The sequence below is a fragment of the Croceimicrobium sp. genome, assembly GCF_965228705.1.
Taxonomy (GTDB): Bacteria; Bacteroidota; Bacteroidia; order Flavobacteriales; family Schleiferiaceae; genus Croceimicrobium.
Genome location: NZ_OZ245832.1, coordinates 1,903,028 through 1,920,584, shown reverse-complemented (window position 1 = coordinate 1,920,584; position 17,557 = coordinate 1,903,028). Strand labels below are relative to the sequence as shown.

Annotated in this window: 21 protein-coding genes; 10 read left to right on the top strand and 11 right to left on the bottom strand. The window is 43.2% G+C overall.

The features are described from left to right. Positions 1-12: 12 nt before the first annotated feature. The 4 genes from ACO05P_RS08755 to ACO05P_RS08740 all read right to left on the bottom strand — a co-directional run bounded on the left by ACO05P_RS08755 (position 13) and on the right by ACO05P_RS08740 (position 4,856). Positions 13-1,044, bottom strand: coding sequence for an RluA family pseudouridine synthase (locus ACO05P_RS08755; protein ID WP_421750216.1), 1,032 nt, complete (start codon positions 1,042-1,044; stop codon positions 13-15). Further along, a complete protein-coding gene (locus ACO05P_RS08750) occupies positions 1,044-2,918 on the bottom strand; it encodes a T9SS type A sorting domain-containing protein (protein ID WP_421750214.1) in 1,875 nt (624 codons plus the stop codon). Before ACO05P_RS08750 ends, ACO05P_RS08755 begins: the two co-directional genes overlap by 1 nt. Continuing rightward, positions 2,896-3,690 (bottom strand): PASTA domain-containing protein, encoded by a 795-nt coding sequence (locus ACO05P_RS08745; protein ID WP_421750213.1) that lies wholly within the window; start codon positions 3,688-3,690, stop codon positions 2,896-2,898. Before ACO05P_RS08745 ends, ACO05P_RS08750 begins: the two co-directional genes overlap by 23 nt. Before the next feature lie 92 nt (positions 3,691-3,782). Then, entirely contained in the window at positions 3,783-4,856 is a 1,074-nt protein-coding gene (locus tag ACO05P_RS08740; RefSeq protein ID WP_421750212.1) for an acyl-CoA reductase, read from the bottom strand. 45 nt (positions 4,857-4,901) lie between these two features. Here ACO05P_RS08740 and ACO05P_RS08735 point away from each other — a divergent pair, with 45 nt between their 5' ends. Both ACO05P_RS08735 and ACO05P_RS08730 read left to right on the top strand, forming a co-directional pair. Continuing rightward, positions 4,902-5,252 (top strand): 4Fe-4S binding protein, encoded by a 351-nt coding sequence (locus ACO05P_RS08735; protein ID WP_421750210.1) that lies wholly within the window; start codon positions 4,902-4,904, stop codon positions 5,250-5,252. Between the two features lie 32 nt (positions 5,253-5,284). Then, entirely contained in the window at positions 5,285-6,160 is an 876-nt protein-coding gene (locus tag ACO05P_RS08730) for a hypothetical protein (protein ID WP_421750209.1), read from the top strand. A gap of 11 nt (positions 6,161-6,171) precedes the next feature. Here ACO05P_RS08730 and ACO05P_RS08725 read toward each other — a convergent pair whose 3' ends face one another. Genes ACO05P_RS08725 through ACO05P_RS08715 form a run of 3 tightly spaced genes read right to left on the bottom strand, consistent with a single transcriptional unit; the run spans position 6,172 to position 6,733 of the window. Then, a complete protein-coding gene (locus ACO05P_RS08725; RefSeq protein WP_421750208.1) occupies positions 6,172-6,345 on the bottom strand; it encodes a DUF5615 family PIN-like protein in 174 nt (57 codons plus the stop codon). After that, positions 6,284-6,505 carry a DUF5615 family PIN-like protein gene (locus ACO05P_RS08720; RefSeq protein WP_421750206.1) on the bottom strand — a complete coding sequence of 74 codons (222 nt, stop codon included), beginning with the start codon at positions 6,503-6,505 and terminating at the stop codon, positions 6,284-6,286. Before ACO05P_RS08720 ends, ACO05P_RS08725 begins: the two co-directional genes overlap by 62 nt. Next, positions 6,506-6,733 carry a DUF433 domain-containing protein gene (locus ACO05P_RS08715; RefSeq protein WP_421750204.1) on the bottom strand — a complete coding sequence of 76 codons (228 nt, stop codon included), beginning with the start codon at positions 6,731-6,733 and terminating at the stop codon, positions 6,506-6,508. A gap of 76 nt (positions 6,734-6,809) precedes the next feature. On the opposite strand from ACO05P_RS08715, the gene ACO05P_RS08710 reads away from it, so the two are divergent. The 8 genes from ACO05P_RS08710 to ACO05P_RS08675 all read left to right on the top strand — a co-directional run bounded on the left by ACO05P_RS08710 (position 6,810) and on the right by ACO05P_RS08675 (position 12,985). Next, entirely contained in the window at positions 6,810-7,430 is a 621-nt protein-coding gene (locus ACO05P_RS08710) for a CatB-related O-acetyltransferase (RefSeq protein ID WP_421750203.1), read from the top strand. Between the two features lie 123 nt (positions 7,431-7,553). Further along, positions 7,554-8,621, top strand: coding sequence for a 3-phosphoserine/phosphohydroxythreonine transaminase (serC, locus tag ACO05P_RS08705; RefSeq protein WP_421750201.1), 1,068 nt, complete (start codon positions 7,554-7,556; stop codon positions 8,619-8,621). 5 nt (positions 8,622-8,626) lie between these two features. After that, positions 8,627-9,589 (top strand): D-2-hydroxyacid dehydrogenase, encoded by a 963-nt coding sequence (locus ACO05P_RS08700; protein ID WP_421750200.1) that lies wholly within the window; start codon positions 8,627-8,629, stop codon positions 9,587-9,589. Between the two features lie 317 nt (positions 9,590-9,906). Further along, complete coding sequence (locus tag ACO05P_RS08695) at positions 9,907-10,596, top strand: LiaF transmembrane domain-containing protein (RefSeq protein ID WP_421754861.1); 690 nt, start codon at positions 9,907-9,909, stop codon at positions 10,594-10,596. A gap of 18 nt (positions 10,597-10,614) precedes the next feature. Then, positions 10,615-11,667: a sensor histidine kinase gene (locus ACO05P_RS08690; RefSeq protein ID WP_421754860.1), complete on the top strand. Its 1,053-nt coding sequence runs from the start codon at positions 10,615-10,617 to the stop codon at positions 11,665-11,667. After that, a complete protein-coding gene (locus ACO05P_RS08685; protein WP_421754858.1) occupies positions 11,645-12,379 on the top strand; it encodes a LytR/AlgR family response regulator transcription factor in 735 nt (244 codons plus the stop codon). Before ACO05P_RS08690 ends, ACO05P_RS08685 begins: the two co-directional genes overlap by 23 nt. A gap of 58 nt (positions 12,380-12,437) precedes the next feature. Beyond that, positions 12,438-12,599 (top strand): Lacal_2735 family protein, encoded by a 162-nt coding sequence (locus ACO05P_RS08680; RefSeq protein WP_421754857.1) that lies wholly within the window; start codon positions 12,438-12,440, stop codon positions 12,597-12,599. A 215-nt stretch (positions 12,600-12,814) separates the two neighbouring features. Beyond that, positions 12,815-12,985, top strand: a complete 171-nt coding sequence (locus ACO05P_RS08675) for a Lacal_2735 family protein (protein ID WP_421754855.1) — start codon at positions 12,815-12,817, stop codon at positions 12,983-12,985. Here the strand turns inward: ACO05P_RS08675 and ACO05P_RS08670 are convergent. Genes ACO05P_RS08670 through ACO05P_RS08655 form a run of 4 tightly spaced genes read right to left on the bottom strand, consistent with a single transcriptional unit; the run spans position 12,975 to position 17,539 of the window. Then, entirely contained in the window at positions 12,975-13,733 is a 759-nt protein-coding gene (locus ACO05P_RS08670; RefSeq protein WP_421754854.1) for a LytR/AlgR family response regulator transcription factor, read from the bottom strand. The genes ACO05P_RS08675 and ACO05P_RS08670 overlap by 11 nt on opposite strands. Next, a complete protein-coding gene (locus tag ACO05P_RS08665) occupies positions 13,730-14,812 on the bottom strand; it encodes a sensor histidine kinase (RefSeq protein ID WP_421754853.1) in 1,083 nt (360 codons plus the stop codon). The genes ACO05P_RS08670 and ACO05P_RS08665 overlap by 4 nt, the downstream gene beginning before the upstream one ends. Continuing rightward, complete coding sequence (locus ACO05P_RS08660; RefSeq protein ID WP_421754852.1) at positions 14,766-15,152, bottom strand: monooxygenase family protein; 387 nt, start codon at positions 15,150-15,152, stop codon at positions 14,766-14,768. Before ACO05P_RS08660 ends, ACO05P_RS08665 begins: the two co-directional genes overlap by 47 nt. Before the next feature lie 2 nt (positions 15,153-15,154). Further along, positions 15,155-17,539, bottom strand: a complete 2,385-nt coding sequence (locus tag ACO05P_RS08655; protein ID WP_421754851.1) for a TonB-dependent receptor — start codon at positions 17,537-17,539, stop codon at positions 15,155-15,157. Between the last annotated feature and the right edge of the window lie 18 nt (positions 17,540-17,557).

Genomic DNA, 17,557 nt, shown 5'->3' with positions numbered 1-17,557 from the left:
AGTTAAGATTATTTACTGGCCTTTAAAGTGACTGTAATTACGCCATTTTTCGACCAACGCTTTCATGTCATCTGGCAACTCCGAATCAAAAGATAAACGCTCACCGCTTTTGGGATGTTCAAAGCCGAGGGTTTTGGCGTGCAATGCCTGGCGAGGACAAATATCAAAGCAGTTTTCTACAAATTGCTTGTACTTCGTGAAAGTGGTGCCTTTTAAGATTTTATCGCCGCCGTATTCTTTGTCATTAAACAGAGTATGACCAATATACTTCATGTGCACCCGGATTTGATGGGTTCTACCCGTCTCCAATTTGCACTCTACTAAGGTAACATATCCCAGGCGTTCCAGCACTCGGTAATGAGTAACCGCATGCTTTCCCTGATCTCCGTCAGGGTAGACTTGATAAATCTTACGATTTTTAGGGCTACGGCCGATATTGCCAATAATAGTTCCAGACTCTTCCTCCACATTGCCCCAAACTACAGCCCAGTAGGTTCTCTCGGTTGTTCTTTCGAAAAACTGATTGGCCAAATGGGCCATGGCATGTTCATTGGCCGCGATCACCATAATGCCGCTGGTGTCACGATCGAGACGATGCACTAAACCGGGGCGTTCCTGGTTTAAGCCAGGGAGATTTTGAAATTGATAGAGCAGCGCATTAACCAAAGTGCCATCGTAATTGCCATAGCCGGGATGAACCACCATGCCGGGTGGCTTATGCACCACAATTACATCTTTATCCTGATGAACAATAGGAATTGGAATATCTTGAGGTACTAGTTCAACTTCCCGAGGAGGGTAGCTTAATACCACCTGAACCACATCTTCGGGTTTAACCTTATAATTACTTTTTACCTTTTGGTCGTTTACCCGAATATTACCTGCTGCCGCAGCTTGCTGGATTTTATTTCGTGAGGTATTGGCTAATAAATTCCCTAAAAATTTATCAACCCTAAGAGGCTTTTGTCCGGCATCGGCAACAATCCGATGGTGCTCATAGAGCTCTTCATTCTCCTCTTCGGGAGCCTGATCTTCTTCGCGCATTAGTAAATCTGAATTTTTTGCTGCCAGTGCGATTTTCCCTGGCTGTCGGCGAGGCGAATCAGGTAGAGGCCGCTAGGTAGATGCGATAAATCCCAATTAGGAGCAACCGCCTTTTGAGCCAATAATTGGCCTTGTAAATTGTATAGACTTAATTGGTAGTCTTCTAAGTCACGCAGGTCTGCGGGGAGTTCAAAATGGAATGCTCCATCACTTGGATTGGGATATACCTGAAATTTATTTTTTGCCCATTCTTCTTTTTGCGAAAGGTCACGTGGCGCATATCTGAAAATGGGGCGCATCATAATGGTACCACCAAGAAAACTTTGGTACATATCATTCAGTTCCCCATAAAATGCTGTAGTTCGATTGCGACTGTTTTGATCATAACCCAGGCTTAAAGGGTCGCTATTCTTTTGGCGAATCCCAATGAATACGGTTCCTGTGGTTACCGGACCGGCAATGGCCGTATCGAGCATATAGCTTTGGTAAAAATTGGCATCCGAGTATTGAGCTGTATAAATACTGTCGGTTTCGTAAATGATGCTGGAGGGTAAGCCAGAGTTGTTACTCAATAACAAGATGCTGAATTCCTGGGTTTCCAAATCATAAAGCGCGGGCTGGAAGTAGATCTGCAAACCTTTTAAGGTGTCATTTACCAGCACATCATAACGTTGTACAATAAAGCCACCGCGGTTATTGCGAATTTCATATGCCCGCTCGGCACTGCCATCATCATAAGCGTAATAATTCTTGAAAACCTGTTTGCGAACAATGGTGTCGTTAGGACCGTAAACTTCATTTCCACCAGAGTAGGTTTGGGTAGAAATCAGTTCAAACTCGTCGGCATATGGTGGGTTGATGAAATTAAGTCTGGGACGGCCCACATCGGCAGTATCAGGAACGGGGTAGCGTACTTCTACATTGTCGCCATGTGTATCGTCAAGGTCACCGTCTGGTGCTCCATTTTGGGCGATAATGCTGCCCTGGTATTCGATTTTAAATTCGCCTAAAATACGATTGGGTCGAGGTAGGTTTGGATTGGTGTTCCGACGATAGTGGAGACGTAAATCCGGCTTGAAATAGCTGCCAATATTGAAGGCATCATTTACGTGCCACCAGGGGATGGCTTCGTAGTTGATCATCAGGGAAGGGTGAGGGCGAGTAAAGGCAATATCATTTATAATGGTATCGTCATAATTACGACTGTCATCCAACTGAACATAATCGACATGCCAGAGGTCTAGTGCCCCGTGTTTTGTGCCGTAGCTCAAGAGACGGAAACGAAAATCACTGTAGTGGTACGCCGTATCTACCGCTTGCATTACTTGAATCCAATAATCATTTGGATAGGCTTCATTATGCCAAATGGAATGCCAGCTAGCACTGGGACTGTGCCAGAATTGTAATACCAAAGAGTCATCTCCTACCGCAGGAGCTTCACCCCAACCACCTGATTGATAAAAGAAACTTAGGTAAACCGAATCGGTTGGATTGCTGAGGTCAATAGTTTGAGAACTTAAAATATCTCCTACGCTATCATTTCCAACATAGGAGAAAGGACGACCATAACGGTTTAGGCCATCAAAACTGGCAACCCCTAAACTAATAGGGCTAATGGCCCAGGTTTGGTTAACCCACACATCCGAAACCTCCCATTTAGAGGGATCCGGAATATTGGAATCGTAGGAAAAATCATCTACAAAGGGCAAATTCAATACGGCCTCGCTTTTTGCCTGGGGCAGGGCTAGAGGCTCCGGGTTTAAAGGCCGAGCGCCTAATCCACTAAGGTATTCCCGACGTTGCGCCTGAAGGGCAAAACAGAGAATACTTAAAGCAAAAAGAGGGAGTAATTTAAAGTGGTGGCGTTGTGTCATTCCTAAGAGAATCCGGGAGGTGAAGGTTTTGGAACTCTAACGAGTCGTTCACAATTTTAGTGTAATCACTGGTGAGCCAGATGTCAATTTCACGTCCCATCCGAATATTAGGCTCTTTACTAGGAGCCGGATTTTGCCGATAAACCAAAGCAGTAGTCGAATCAGTAATTTCTTCATCGTAAATAACGGATCCTAAATTTAAGGAGCGCAATTGCAAGTATTCCTCTGCTTCTGCCAAGCTTTTCCAACGCAGGTATGGAGATCGTACCAATTCATCACTTAAGCCCATACCTAAGACTAAATCGATGGTAGTTCCCTTTTTCAATTTGGTGCCTGGCATCAAACTGCGTTCATCAATTTTCACATCAATAACCACATCTTTACCTATATAAGGCTGATATCTCAATTCACCTACCTTAAATCCTTTCGACTCAAGATCGTAAATGGCTCGTCGCTTGGTTTTTTCAATTAGATCTGGGAGTTCTACTTTACGCGGGTAGAATGGATTGATGGTTAGTTTTAACTCTCGACCGGTTTTTACCTGACTGCCAGCTTCAGGATATTGGCTGATAACTGATCCACGGGGAAAGCCAGGATCATACTCAGCAGAATCGATTATGGCGAAACTGAGTTTCTTTTCTTCCAATTTGGTTTCCACTTCCGTTAAAGCCAAACCACTTAGGTCGGGTACCTGTACGCTGATACCATGTTCAGTATAGCGATCCAGACTGTAATTAAGCAGCCAAATTAGACCGGCTGATACCAGTACCATGATGATGAGGTTTACAAAAAAAGTCTTGCTAAACAAAAACCGCAGGAGCTTCATATGTGGATTGATGTGAGGGTCACAAAGGTAATTTTTTTCTAAAGGCTTCGAAGGAAAGCCAGGCTGTCAACATTATCCGCATAATCCCATAATTTGGGCTTTTGGCTTTCGCCGAAGGAAATTGAATTTGGGAAAGCTTCTAATTCGGTTACAATGCATTGGATGTTCTCTGCTTGAGCCTCGATTTTGGTTTTCAGATCATCTATTGCCTCATAACGTTCGTAATGCAATACTGAAACGGGGGCATGGAGACTTTCATTTTCCTTGATGATGAAGAAGCCATTCTCTAAAAAGTCGTGATGCTCCATTAGATAGATCGCCCGATTGTAGTCGTAATTGTTGGCATACTTATTATTATCACAAACCGATTGAAACTTATAAAAGGCTTCAAAGAGCTTTTGCAATTCAAAATTCAGAGGCACATAAACCTTAGAAACATTGCGGCAGCCCAATCCAAAGTAGCGGAAGATATCTTCGCCTAAAAGCTCTAATTCTTCTTTGCTTTCTTCGCCACTAAGAATGGCTAGAGAAGAGCGGTTCTTACGTATAATATTGGGGTATTTACCAAAGTAAGATTCGAAATAACGAGATGAATTAGTACTACCGGTTGCAATTACTGCATCGAAATCTTTCATCTGACCATCAGCTAATTGCAAATAGGCGGCAAACTCTGCATTGATAGCTACTAGAATTTGACAGATGAAAGGAATCAGCTTGGCATCATCCGAGCTGGGTTTGATTAAGGCTTTATGTCCGGCAATTAAGACCGAAAGTAAATCGTGGAAACCTACCAAAGGGATATTTCCAGCCATAATAATGGCCACTGTTTTGATACCGCGATCATGTTCAAAGAAATCGGGCTCATAGTCGATGGTCCAAGCTTCTAACTGTTCGCGGCTTAAAGCCTCCGACCAGGATTGCAAGGCGAAATGAAGGTTATCCTCACTAAACCAGTGATTAAACAGTTCTGCATCCTTAATACAAACACGGTATTCCTTGAGGAAGTGTTTGTTCAGTTTTTGCAGATCTTCATCTTGTCTTTCTTCACGGTATTGTGATATAAATCGCCCTAATCTATCGAAGGCGTCGATCCTTTGCTCTAATGACAGCATTTCGCTATTTAGTAATTAAATTTGTGGCAAAAGTAAGAACAGAATATGGCTATCAAGATAACGGACGAGTGTATTAATTGCGGAGCCTGTGAGCCGGAGTGTCCAAATAATGCCATTTATGAGGGTGCCCAGGAATGGCGATTCTCTGATGGTACGGGATTGAGCGGTATGGTGAAGCCCAAAAGCGGTGGCGAATATGATGCCGACGAAGCTCAGGAGCCGATTGACTATGATGTGTTTTACATTGTTACCGATAAGTGTACGGAATGTGTAGGTTTTCATGAGGAACCTCAATGTGCTGAAGTATGTCCCGTAGATTGTTGTGTGCCCGATGAAGACCATGTTGAGTCGGAGGAAGAATTATTGTCGAAAAAGGATTTTCTGCACCTCGATTGAAATTAGTCTGTACAAAAGATCGTTTAAGCCCCATGGGAAGATGCATTCTCTTAGGGCTTTTTTTATTCCTAGGTCAGTTACAGGCTCAAGATAGCTTGAGCTTGGATGAGCTGGCTAAACTGGGGCGCATTACTCTGGAGTCACCCATTTTTGCGGAACGGGACAGTGCCAATCAGAAATTCTTAAATGGACTACAATCCTTTTTATCGGTAGAGGGAAATTATCTGAAGCCTTTACCGCAACTTACGAATATGTTGCGATTGGAAAGTCCGGATAAACGTTTTGCTATTTACACCTGGCAACGTCCGGATGCAGAAGGAGTGTACCAGCGCTATGGTATAGTGGCGGGGGAGTTTAAAGGTGAAACCAAGGTCACCCTCCTGGTGGACCAGTTGGAAAAGATTCCTGAATTACAATTTGATCGCTGTAAGCCGGAAGAATGGCCAGGGGCTATTTATTATGCTATTCGACCGATGAAAGGGGAGAAGGAAAAGTACCTGCTTTTGGGATTAGCTATGGGTAAGGAGCTAAATCGTAAGGTGATTGAAATTATTGAAGTTGGAAAAAGGGGGAAAATAAGTTTTGGATCTCGCAATTTTAAGGTGGATGAATGGATGGATAAAACATTGCGAAAACCACCATTGCGTTTGGTTTTAACCTATAATGCCAAATACTCCGCTACCGTGCGCTGGAATGAAAATGCGGAAATGGTCATCATGGATCATTTGGGTCCACCTGAGCCCAAGATGAAAGGTTTTTACCAGGTTTATGGTCCGGATTTTAGTTACGATGCCCTGTATTGGGAAGATGGTTGGTGGCATCTTAAAAGTGGGGTGAGTTTCAATACTGGTCAGGTGATTGAAATAAAACCACCCAGTTTGCCAACGGATTTGCCTAAGCGGGAGTAATAGCTTGCCAATTATTCCTTTATTTCAAGGCATTCTAGTTCTTCGCTATTGATGAAATTAAAAATTTGATCATCGTAGCTTCGAAGTAATTCAGCTAAATAGGTTGTCCTCTGATTGAATGTTCTAATCCAAATTATTTTTGGAGGTGGTCCCCCAAATAATAGAGTAATTGTAAAAATTGACATCAAAGCTCACAATGGTGAATTGATGATATTTTGCGAATTCCCAAATTTCTCGATCTGTAGCATTGACCAAGCCTAATTCGGTCACATGAGCGGAGTTCGGAAATCTTCCCTCTAGAAGTTTTAAAATTTTTCGAGAAATATTTTGATCGAAAAGCAGCATTTAGTGTGCAAGACCAATTTGTCCCTCTTTACTGGCAGCAAAACTTAAGCAGGCCTGAATCATTTCCAGATTTAATTCGGGGAAGTCTGCTTGAATTTCATCGGTAGTCATTCCCATGCTTAACCATTGAAGAACATCTCCAACACTTATTCGCGTCCCTTTTAGTATAGCTTTCCCAAATCGTTTATTGGGGTCAATGGTTATATAATCTTTAAAGGATGACTTCATGGGATATGAATTGATGTGTGTAAAGTACAAAAATGAGTGTAGGAAATTCTAGTTTTGAAACACTAAAACCAAACGAATGTCTGCTCCTGATCCACGCCAAAAATTTCCTTTAGCCCATTATGAACGCCTTTGTTTTTTAAACAATGTGATCAGCAATCCCAATATCATTGTTGGGGATTTTACCTATTACGATGATTTTGAAGATGTGCACAATTTTGAGAAGAATGTGAAGTATCACTTCGATTTCATTGGTGATAAACTCATCATTGGGAAATTTTGTCAGATTGCCTCCGGGGTGACCTTCATAATGAACGGAGCCAATCATTTGCAGGATTCCATATCTACCTATCCTTTTGCCATCATGGGAGGCGATTGGGCCGGCGCCATGGAAGGCAAGACTTATCCTTATAAAGGTGATACCGTCATTGGCAATGATGTGTGGATCGGATATGATGTTACCCTAATGCCTGGGGTGAAGATTGGCGATGGAGCGATAATCGGATCCAAATCGGTGGTGACCAAAGATGTGGCGCCCTACAGTATAGTAGGCGGAAACCCGGCTAAAGAAATTCGGAAGCGTTTTGAAGCCTCCCAAATTGAGTATTTACTGGACTTACAGTGGTGGGATTGGCCCTTGGAAAAGATCACTGAAAATCTGGAAATGCTCACCCATCCGCCGAAAGGCATGCAAGGCTAGAAGCCAGTAAAAACAGGAGGGGAGGAAGACATTTTATCTATACCCTTAAAATTAACCGGTACTTAAAAAGGGCTTTGGTGAATAGTGCTACTTTTGCGGCGATAACGAATCAAACCGCTCTCAATGAAGAAGCACAATTTTTCTGCCGGGCCCTGTATTCTTCCTTCTGAAGTATTACAAGAAGCCGCTAATTCAGTTCTCAATTTCGATAATCTCGACCTCTCTCTGATCGAAATCAGTCACCGCAGTAAGAACGTGGTGGCCGTGATGGATGAGGCCGTAGCCTTGGTTAAAGAATTACTTGGAGTTCCGGAAGGGTACTCGGTGATTTTCGTACAAGGTGGAGCGTCCTTGCAATTTGTAATGACCCCCTTTAACCTGATGAAGGCCGAAGGTGGAAAAGCCGCTTATCTAAACACAGGGACCTGGAGCTCTAAAGCTTTGAAAGAGGCCAAGCGCTTAGGTGAAGTGGTAGAAGTAGCTTCTTCCAAAGACAAGAACTTCAACTACATCCCTAAAGGATTTAGCATTCCCAGCGATGTGGATTATTTCCACACTACTTCCAATAACACCATTTTCGGAACCCAGATTAAGGATTTTCCGAAAGCGGAAGGATTGAATGTATGTGATATGTCATCCGATATTTTCAGTCGCCAGATTAATGTGGCTGATTTCGATATGATTTATGCCGGAGCCCAAAAAAATATGGGGCCAGCCGGAGCTACCGTGGTAATCGTTAAAGACGAAATCTTAGGTAAAACCGGACGTGATATTCCTGCTTACCTCGATTATCAGATTCACATCGACAAAGAATCGATGTTTAATACTCCTCCTGTATTTTCCGTTTATGTGTCTATGCTTACCCTGCGTTGGTTAAAGGGTATTGGCGGTGTAGCTGAAATGGAGAAGATCAATCAGGCTAAAGCCGATTTGCTTTACAATGAAATTGATCGCAACTCTAAGTTCTACGGTACGGCCGAAAAAGAAGATCGTTCAAACATGAATGCCTGCTTCTTAGCACATGAAGGGGTAGATACCGCTTTATTTGATGAGATGTGGAAGGCCGCCGGAATTAACGGCTTAAACGGTCACCGCTCAGTAGGTGGATATCGTGCCTCTATGTACAATGCCCTTCCATTGGAGAGTGTGCAGGTTCTGGTAGATGTAATGCAAGAATTCGAAAAGAAATAAGAATTATGGTTAAGATTTTAGCGAACGACGGAATTTCTAAAAGTGGTGAAGAAGCCCTGAAAGCCGCCGGTTTCGATGTAGATACCACTAAGGTTGCTCAGGAGCGATTAGCAGAGCACATTAATGAAAATGGCGTGGACGTACTGCTGGTGCGTTCGGCTACCAAAGTGCGTAAAGACCTTATTGATGCCACCAAAGGCAATTTGAAGTTTATTGGTCGTGGTGGTGTAGGTATGGATAATATTGATGTGGATTACGCTCGCGAACAAGGCATGATCGTGCAAAATACACCGGCCGCCAGTAGTCGCTCTGTAGCCGAATTGGTATTCGCACACTTAAGTGGAATGGTGCGTTTTGTATTTGATGCGAACCAAAAAATGCCACTTGAAGGCGAAACCAATTTTAAGGCCTTAAAGAAGAACTATGGTGCCGGAACCGAATTGCAAGGAAAAACCCTGGGGATCATCGGTTTTGGACGTATTGGTCAGGAAGTAGCCAAAATTGCTTTAGGCTATGGAATGCAGGTGAAAGCAGTTGATCCTTTTGTAGAGTCTGCCGACATTAAGTTGGAGTTCTTCGACGGCCAGTCTTTAAACTTTACGATAAAGTCTGAAAGCATGGATGCGGTATTAGCAGCTTCGGATTTTATTACCCTTCATATTGCAGGTGCGGGTAAAGCAATAATCGGAAAGGCTGAGATCGAGAAGATGAAGGACAATGCCGGAATCATCAACACTGCCCGTGGGGGTGTGGTGGATGAAGAAGCCCTCCTGGAAGCATTGGAAAGCGGTAAATTGAAATATGCCGGTTTGGACGTGTTTGTAAACGAACCTACTCCAGCCATGGCCGTTTTAATGAGCCCTTATACCTCCTTAACTCCCCATATTGGTGCAGCCACCTTAGAGGCACAAGACCGTATCGGGACCGAAATGGCTCAACATATTATCGAGGCTGCCAAAGCCTGGTAAGTAAAACTATAGCTACAGAAAAGGCTGCCTTAGGGTGGCCTTTTTTTATGAAACAAAGTTCTGGATCGAATTGCAAATTCGATCCAGTATATAATTAACTGGCTTTAACTGGCTTGAATTTGCAATTCAAGTAAAACTTCAATTCCTGGATCGAATTTGCAATTCGATTCGGAAATCAAACCTCATCTCCCTATTTCCCCCATTCACCGCCTTTCTCCCTACTTCAGGGCTATAGGCCTTTCGGCGGATGCGACATTCATTCTACTTTAGTACCACTAAAACATAAGAACGAAAACAACAATTTTAAAGAAGCTATCATGTCACGACACAATCGAAACAAGTCTATTTACGTCGGAGTCGCCATTCTGGTGATTGGCGTAATCATGTTCCTCCGGAAAATGAACATCTATATCCCGGAATGGATCTGGAGTTTTGAAATGCTCTTGATTGGTATTGGTGTGGCGGTTGGAATCGACAATAAATTTCGCAATCCATCCTCTTACATTTTAATAGGTTTAGGTGGACTGCTGTTATTGGACGATATCTTCTACTTCGATTTTAATATCTGGTATTATTTCTGGCCGCTCTTAGTGATTAGCATTGGCTTGATCATCATCTTTCAATCGCGCTTTCGCGCAGCTAAGGTGGATAACTTTAGTGGCAATGAAGCGGATAAACTCGATTCGGTAGCCATTTTTAATGGGGTGAAGCGCAGCATTAATAGCAAGTCTTTTGCCGGAGGTGAAGTGGTTACCATTTTTGGGGGTACCGAGCTCAATTTGATGAATGCCGATTTTGAGGGTACTGCAAATCTGGAAATGACCGTGCTTTTCGGGGGAGCCAAGCTCTTCGTTCCCAAAAACTGGGAGGTGCGTCCAGAGGTAACCAGCATTTTTGGCGGGGTAGATGATAAGCGTCATTCTGCTATCGAGGTAATGCCCGACAACAAGGTCCTGTATCTTACCGGTACTGTGGTCTTTGGTGGTCTGGAGATTGTAAATTACTAAGATCCGTATCTTGTAGCAATGGCCAGGAACCCACTGCTCAAATCACACAATTACCTGTATTTCCTCGGGGTATTAGTACTGCTGATGGGAGTACAGGTTTCTTTTATGGTTTGGGCCAAGGATCTCGCTGTGGAAATTGCTTTTATCGATGCCTTCATCCACTGGGCTTTATTGGGGCTAATCGGCTTCGGCCTGATTAATACCTTTAGCTTTTATCAGCCACCTAATTATCAATTCCTGATCATCTTTTTTCTGCCCCTTGTTTTGGTAGCTTTTTGGGTGGAATTAGGAGACTGGATTTTTATGCGTTTGGTGGGCCTTGATTATCAGGATTGGATGCTCGAAACCTTTCCCTTTCGAATAACCGTAGCCTATCTTTTACTGGCAGCGGCAATCGGTTTTTCCTTTTTATGGTATCGCCTGGATGAGCGCAATGCCCAGGAAATGCGAAAGCAGGAAATTGAACGTATGTCTAAGGAAGCGGAGTTGTTTAAGCTCCGTCAGCAAATACAGCCGCACTTTTTATTCAATGCTTTAAATTCTATTAATTCATTAATTGGATCCCGACCCAAGGACGCTCGTCAGATGACTCAAAAATTAAGTGAGTTTTTACGAGGTACCTTGAAAAGAGAGGACAAGGATTTATTGAGTTTAGAGGAGGAAATCAATCACTTGAGCTTATACCTCGATTTGGAGCAGGTTCGTTTTGGACATCGCCTGAAGGTTGAGCGAACAATTCAGGAGGAATGCCTGGAGGCTAAATTACCTTCCTTACTCATCCAGCCGCTAATTGAAAATGCCATCAAATATGGATTATATGGCACCACTGAAGATTTGGTAATTAGCCTGTCTTGCAAAGTGCAAGGGAAGAGTCTCAATATTGAAGTGCGCAATCCATTTGAGGAGGGCAGCTCAACTCAAGGGGGAACCGGATTTGGTTTGAGCTCTATCCAACGCAGATTGTACCTTATCTACGGACGAACCGATTTATTGGAAACCCGGCGAGAGAATGGCCTGTACATTGCTCGTCTAAGCATACCTCAAAGCCATGTACAAAGTACTGATAGTTGATGATGAGCCCCTGGCGGCAGATTTGGTCCAGGAATATTTAGAGGCCTTTCCTGATTTTGTGGTGCAAGAGCGCTGCCTGGATGGATTCGCCGCTATGAAACATATACAACAGGAGAAACCGGATTTGGTCTTTTTAGATATTCAGATGCCAAAGCTTACGGGCTTTGAATTATTGGAATTGCTGGAAGATCCGCCCGCTATTATTTTCACGACTGCCTTTGATCAATATGCTATAAAAGCCTTTGAGGCTAATGCCGTTGATTACCTGCTTAAGCCTTTTTCAGAAGAACGTTTTGCCCAGGCCATTGCCAAGTTTCAGGCCCAACCTAAGCACATGCAGGAGGCGATAGCCGCATTGCAGAAGGACCGCGATCATGGGCCACGCGATCGTCTGGTGGTAAAGGATGGTGCTCGGATTCGAATTATCCCTTATCCCGATTTAATTCGCATTGAGGCCGATGGTGACTACGTGCAAATCGTCTCCGAGAAAGGCACCTATGCGAAGAAGAAGACTTTAAGCCACTACGAAAAACTATTACCTCAACCCTTATTCATGCGCGTGCATCGATCGCATATGGTGAATGTGGAGAAGATAGACCGATTAGATCCTTATGGAAAGAATGATCATTTGGCCTTGCTAAAAGATGGAGCTCGTATTCCGGTAAGTCGCAATGGTTTTTCAGAATTGAAAGAATTATTAGGCCTTAGTTAATTCTTATGTTTTCTTGAACCCTACAAGGCTTTTGGGGGTTCTTATCCAAAACAAAAAGATGTTTGGGATTTTCAAGAAAAAGACAGCAAAGGAAAAACTTCAGGAGCAGTATCGTAAAATGCTGAAGGAGTCGCATCGATTATCGACTATTAACAGAGCAGAAAGTGATAAGTTAAGAGCAGAGGCTGAGGCTTTGGCAGACCGAATAGAAAGCCTGTAAATTCCACTATCAAATTTTCTAGGTCTTAAAATATTGAAAAAGACGGGTATTCCGGTCGTGAATTTTTTTTGAGTCCGAAACCGGGACGCAAAGCGTCTGTTTAAATCAATATTTCTCCCATTTGTAACACTTATAAACAGCCTGTGAAAAAAAACCATTACCTGTACATTAAACTTTCATAAAACTTTACCGTTATTTAAGAAAAAGATATAGGGATGGAAGGATTGTTTAACAAAAAATCTGAGCTCGAGTTGCTGCAAAGGCAGTACGGGAAGCTCAAGAAAGAGGCCTACAGCCTTTTTTTCGTGGATCGCGCGAAGAGCGCATTGAAATCAGCTGAGGCTGAGGCGATTGCCAGTCGATTGGAATCTTTGGTTATTTCCTAGATTCACCCTGTAGCCAGGCTTTAAAGCGAGCGCTGCGTTCAGCGCTCACTATTCCTTCTTCGGGGAGCGCTGGCTTCATAATTACTTTTAAGCGGGATTTGGAATAGCTGAGTAGTTCATCCAGATATTCCAGATTAATAATGTACTGTCTATTAATCTGAAAAAAATACTGGGAGTCTAACTGTTCCAATAGCTCTTTTAAGCTATGGTCTACTAGATATTCATGACCTTCGGCATCTACTAAAAAGCAGTGTTTAGCACTGGCATGGAAATAGGCAATATCAGCACTATTTACAGTTTTCAGTTTTTCGCCATGAGCTACTAAGAAGCGTTCTTTATAGCTTGGTTTTAGCTCTTTTAAGATTTTGGACCAATCTGGGTTTAGAGGATTCTCTACACTTTGTGATTCGAATTTAAGAATGGCCTTTTTCAGATCATCAGCATGAATAGGCTTGAGTAAATAATCGATGCTATTCAGCTTGAAAGCCCGGATGGCATATTGATCGTAGGCTGTAGTAAAGATTAAAGGCATTTTAATGTCAAGGCTTTCAAGAGCCTTAAAGGACGACCCATCACCCAGATGAATGTCAACGAAAGCCAGGCCCGCATCCGTATGAGCTAAATTTTCTTGCAGTTCTTTTAAAGTGCCATAAATAGCCACACAGTGCCAATCAGGTCTTAAATCCTCAATTTTCTCTTGCAAGCGCTCGGCAGCCAGGCTTTCATCTTCAATAATCAGATACTTCATTCTTCGATTTCTAGTAGTGCCAAGCGGGCTATAAAATGTCCATTTCTCCGACTAAATTCCGGTTCTTTCTGCTGTAATAGGCGATAGCGTTCCCGGATATTTTCCAATCCTAATCCTGTACTACCTCTTTGATCACTACGCAAATTGTAATTATTGCGAACCTCAAGATAATTGGGGCCAACCTCGATCTCTAACTTTAGGGGTTCACTTTCATGTACCACATTGTGCTTAATGGCATTGCTAATTAATTCCTGTAAGGAGAGTGGGGGCAGGTAGCTATCCGCATTCATTTCCTTCAAATCCCAATTTACTTTTAAGCCTTCTTTAAAGCGTATTTGCTGTAAACGGAGGTATTGTTTGGCAAAGTCAATTTCTTCCTCTAAAGGTACTACCATTCGGTTGTTTACTTCCAGCATATGTCGGTAAACACGTGCAAAGTCTTCCACAAAAGTCTCGGCTTTCTTAGGGTCCTGGCGAATTAGGCCTGTCAGAACATTTAAGCTGTTGAAGAGGAAGTGTGGGTCGAGTTGAGAGCGGAGATTGGCCAACTGACTTTCAGCATTTTCTTTCATCAGCCGTTCGGCAGCCAATACCGTTTCTCGCCAGTTTCGAAAGAAATAAATCCCTTCCATTAAGATTACAACTATGATTGTGATAGCATTGCTAAAGAGGATATTCTCGATATAGTCCTTGAACTCCAGCCCGGTTTTAATAAACAGCAGGGGAGTGCCATCCAAAAGGTATAAGATTAATCCCTGAGCCGTACTGCTAAAAGACAGTATAAAAATAATCTCCAGGAATATTCTTTTCCGGACATTTCCTTTCCAGGGCAATACTTGATTAAGGATATGAATAATGGCCGCTGACCCATAAAATAAGGTGGCCGTTACAATGTAAGAATAGATGAAACCAATCCCGAAATCCACCATTTGGTATCCTTCCGGAATGGGGTCTAATCCGCTGAAGGCCCTTATGGTTCCAATAATGGGTGGAAAACACCCGACCACCACAATGGCGATCAGGTTTTCCTTATTAAATACTTTTCGAGCGACTAGCGGCCAATCTACCTTTAGGGACATTTTCCGAAATTAAGCTTCCTTTTTCAGAGTGTAATCGTTCCAATGCATATTCACGATTTACATAGGTATCGGTTTCCCAGCCGGTGGTAATGCCATGCCCCATTTTAATACTGGCTTTCATGGCTTTGAGATGTGCGCCGGAATTCCTAAACCGAATCATATCTTCTTTGCTTTCCCAATGCGTTAGGGTACTGTATACTCGGCGGAAAGGTGAGAAAGTTTCGCTTTTGAGAATGCCTTTTGACTTTCGAGCTTGCATAAAGGAAGTCATGGCATGCATTTGAAAAAACAAATTGGCCCAGGGACTTTTTACCAGAAAAGAAGTTACACTTACATACATGATTAAAAGCTTATGCGGTATAAGAACATGGGGAAGAGTCCTAACTGATTGGTGGTTTCAATAGTACCGGTTGCGGCATTGAAATCCTGGCCAAATGGATTATCCTGATTCGTTACATTCTGCACATCAATGGCCCATTCCTGGGTAAAACGAGAACCCGCAATTTTATAGCCGATACGAATATCCGCCCGGAAATAAGGGTCGTATTGTTCTTCGAAGGCACGGTTATTATCATAAACCGCTTCACCATCGGCGATAGAAGCCGCCAAATCGATAGGGGTATAGCGCTGGCCTCCGGCTAAAGTTACTTTCGCATCCACCGTAAGGGTTTGACGACTCTTAGCTTGTGGCTTGCTTAAAACGAACTCTTTACCACCCACCAGATTCCAAACAAAGTTTCCATTAAAGGCAGTGTTGCGCCAAACTTGATCATTTCCGCGGTATTTAGACTCGAAAATGGAAATGGTATTGAGCATATAAAATCCGCGATCCATAAATTTTTCCAAGGTAAGATCCAGTCCATAATTATAGGCCAGCCCTGCATTTTGTGCGGTATCGGGAATACGGAAATCGAAAGAACCGCTATTTACACTGGAATAGGAGTTGGGTAATACGCTTACTATGGCATCGTAGATATGCTGGTAATAAGTCTCAGCTTTGAAGTTCCAGTTGCCACCAAGGTTTTGTTGGTAGCCCAATACAAAGTGATGGCTTTTCACTAAATCCAGGTTTTCATTGGGGCGCAGGCTACTGCCATCCTGAAGTACTTCTTCGCGGTACAAGAGCAGCTCGTTGGCTTGCTGGCTGTGTAATCCGTAGCCAATATTAAAGCTGCTTTTTGCGGTGGGCCGATACGACATGCCCCAGCGGGGTTCTATACTATAGTGTTTCTCGGTAATCACCGTGTGAATTCCGCTATTCATTTCCCATTCGTCGTTAAATCGATATTGCCAGTTGGCATAGGGCTGGTACGTCATAGTAGATCCCTGTAGGTCGCGCAGGTTTACAAAACGATCCCAGTCATAGCGATAGGCAGAATCGTTTAAGTCGTATTGACTACGCGTAATATAGGCGCCCACTCGAACTACATGCTTCACATTAAACTTGTGGTTTACTAAGGCATTCACTTGAAAATTACTGCGCACAAAGTTTTGTCGGTACTGAGCTGAGCTCAAGCTGCCATCTACATTAAAGGTGTCGATGCTGGTTTTATTCTGAATGCCACTATAAGCCAGGCTCACTTTGCTATAAGTTTTAGGACTGTAGAAGTACTGATGGGAGGCACCAATAACACCGCTGTTCACACGATTGCGAAGGTCTTCATCATCACTATAAAAACCGCCGTCTTCATCTTCATCATTTTCACTATCCAGGAAATCAATCGCAGAAACTCCTCCCAGGGCAAATACTTGAATGGTACCTAGCTTGCGACTGGGGAAGTTCAATTTAAAGTTAAGGTCCTGGTACTCGGGAATGGCTGTTCCGGTTCCGAAATCAATGCCCATAGCCGATAAAATTCCTAAGGTTGAATAACGGTAGTTGATGAGGTAAGAAGACTTACTTTCTTTATTTATCGGCCCTTCCGCTCCGAACTCCAAGCCATTAAAACCGATTTGTCCCAGAAACTCATGCTTTTCGTAATTCCCGTTGCGCATGCGCAAATCAAAAACCCCGGAAATTCCGTCACCATAATCGGAAGGAAAGGCGGAAGTAATAAAGTCGCTATTGGCCAAAACGTTATTGTTGAGCATGCTTACCGGTCCGCCGGTAGCGCCAATTCCACCAAAGTGATTGGGATTGGGAATATCCATGCCTTCGAGGCGCCATATTAAGCCAAAAGGGGAGTTACCGCGAATTACAATATCATTGGTCGCGTCATTGGCCCGTTGCACCCCGGCAAAGTTGGCCGCCATGCGCGATACATCATTATTGGCACCGGCAAAACGCTGACTTTCCTCAATGCTAAAAGTTCGACCGGATACATTTACTCTTTCATTCTGAGTGCGTGTTTTTTCAGTTTTGGCAGAGACCACAATTTCATCGAGGGTCTCAGTGCTTTCGCGCATACTCACGTTTAAGATCAATTCTTTTGATCCTAAAAGCTCGATATTATTCATGGTGATATTCTGATAGCCAATAAAGCTGAACTGGATATTAATCCGGCCGGTGGGTACCGATTCTACTTTATAATAGCCATCGAAATCGGTACTGGCCCCGTAGCTCTGGCCCTTGATTTCGACAAGAACATTTACTCCGGGCAGGGGCATTTGGCTTTGCTGATCGAGCACCCGGCCTTTAATATTTTGGCTGATGTCTTCGTCAGCACTATGGCCCAGCAAGAGCGTGCTGAAGCTGAGGCTAAGGAGGAGACTTAAGATGGATTTCATTTTTATGTTTTAGTTGAA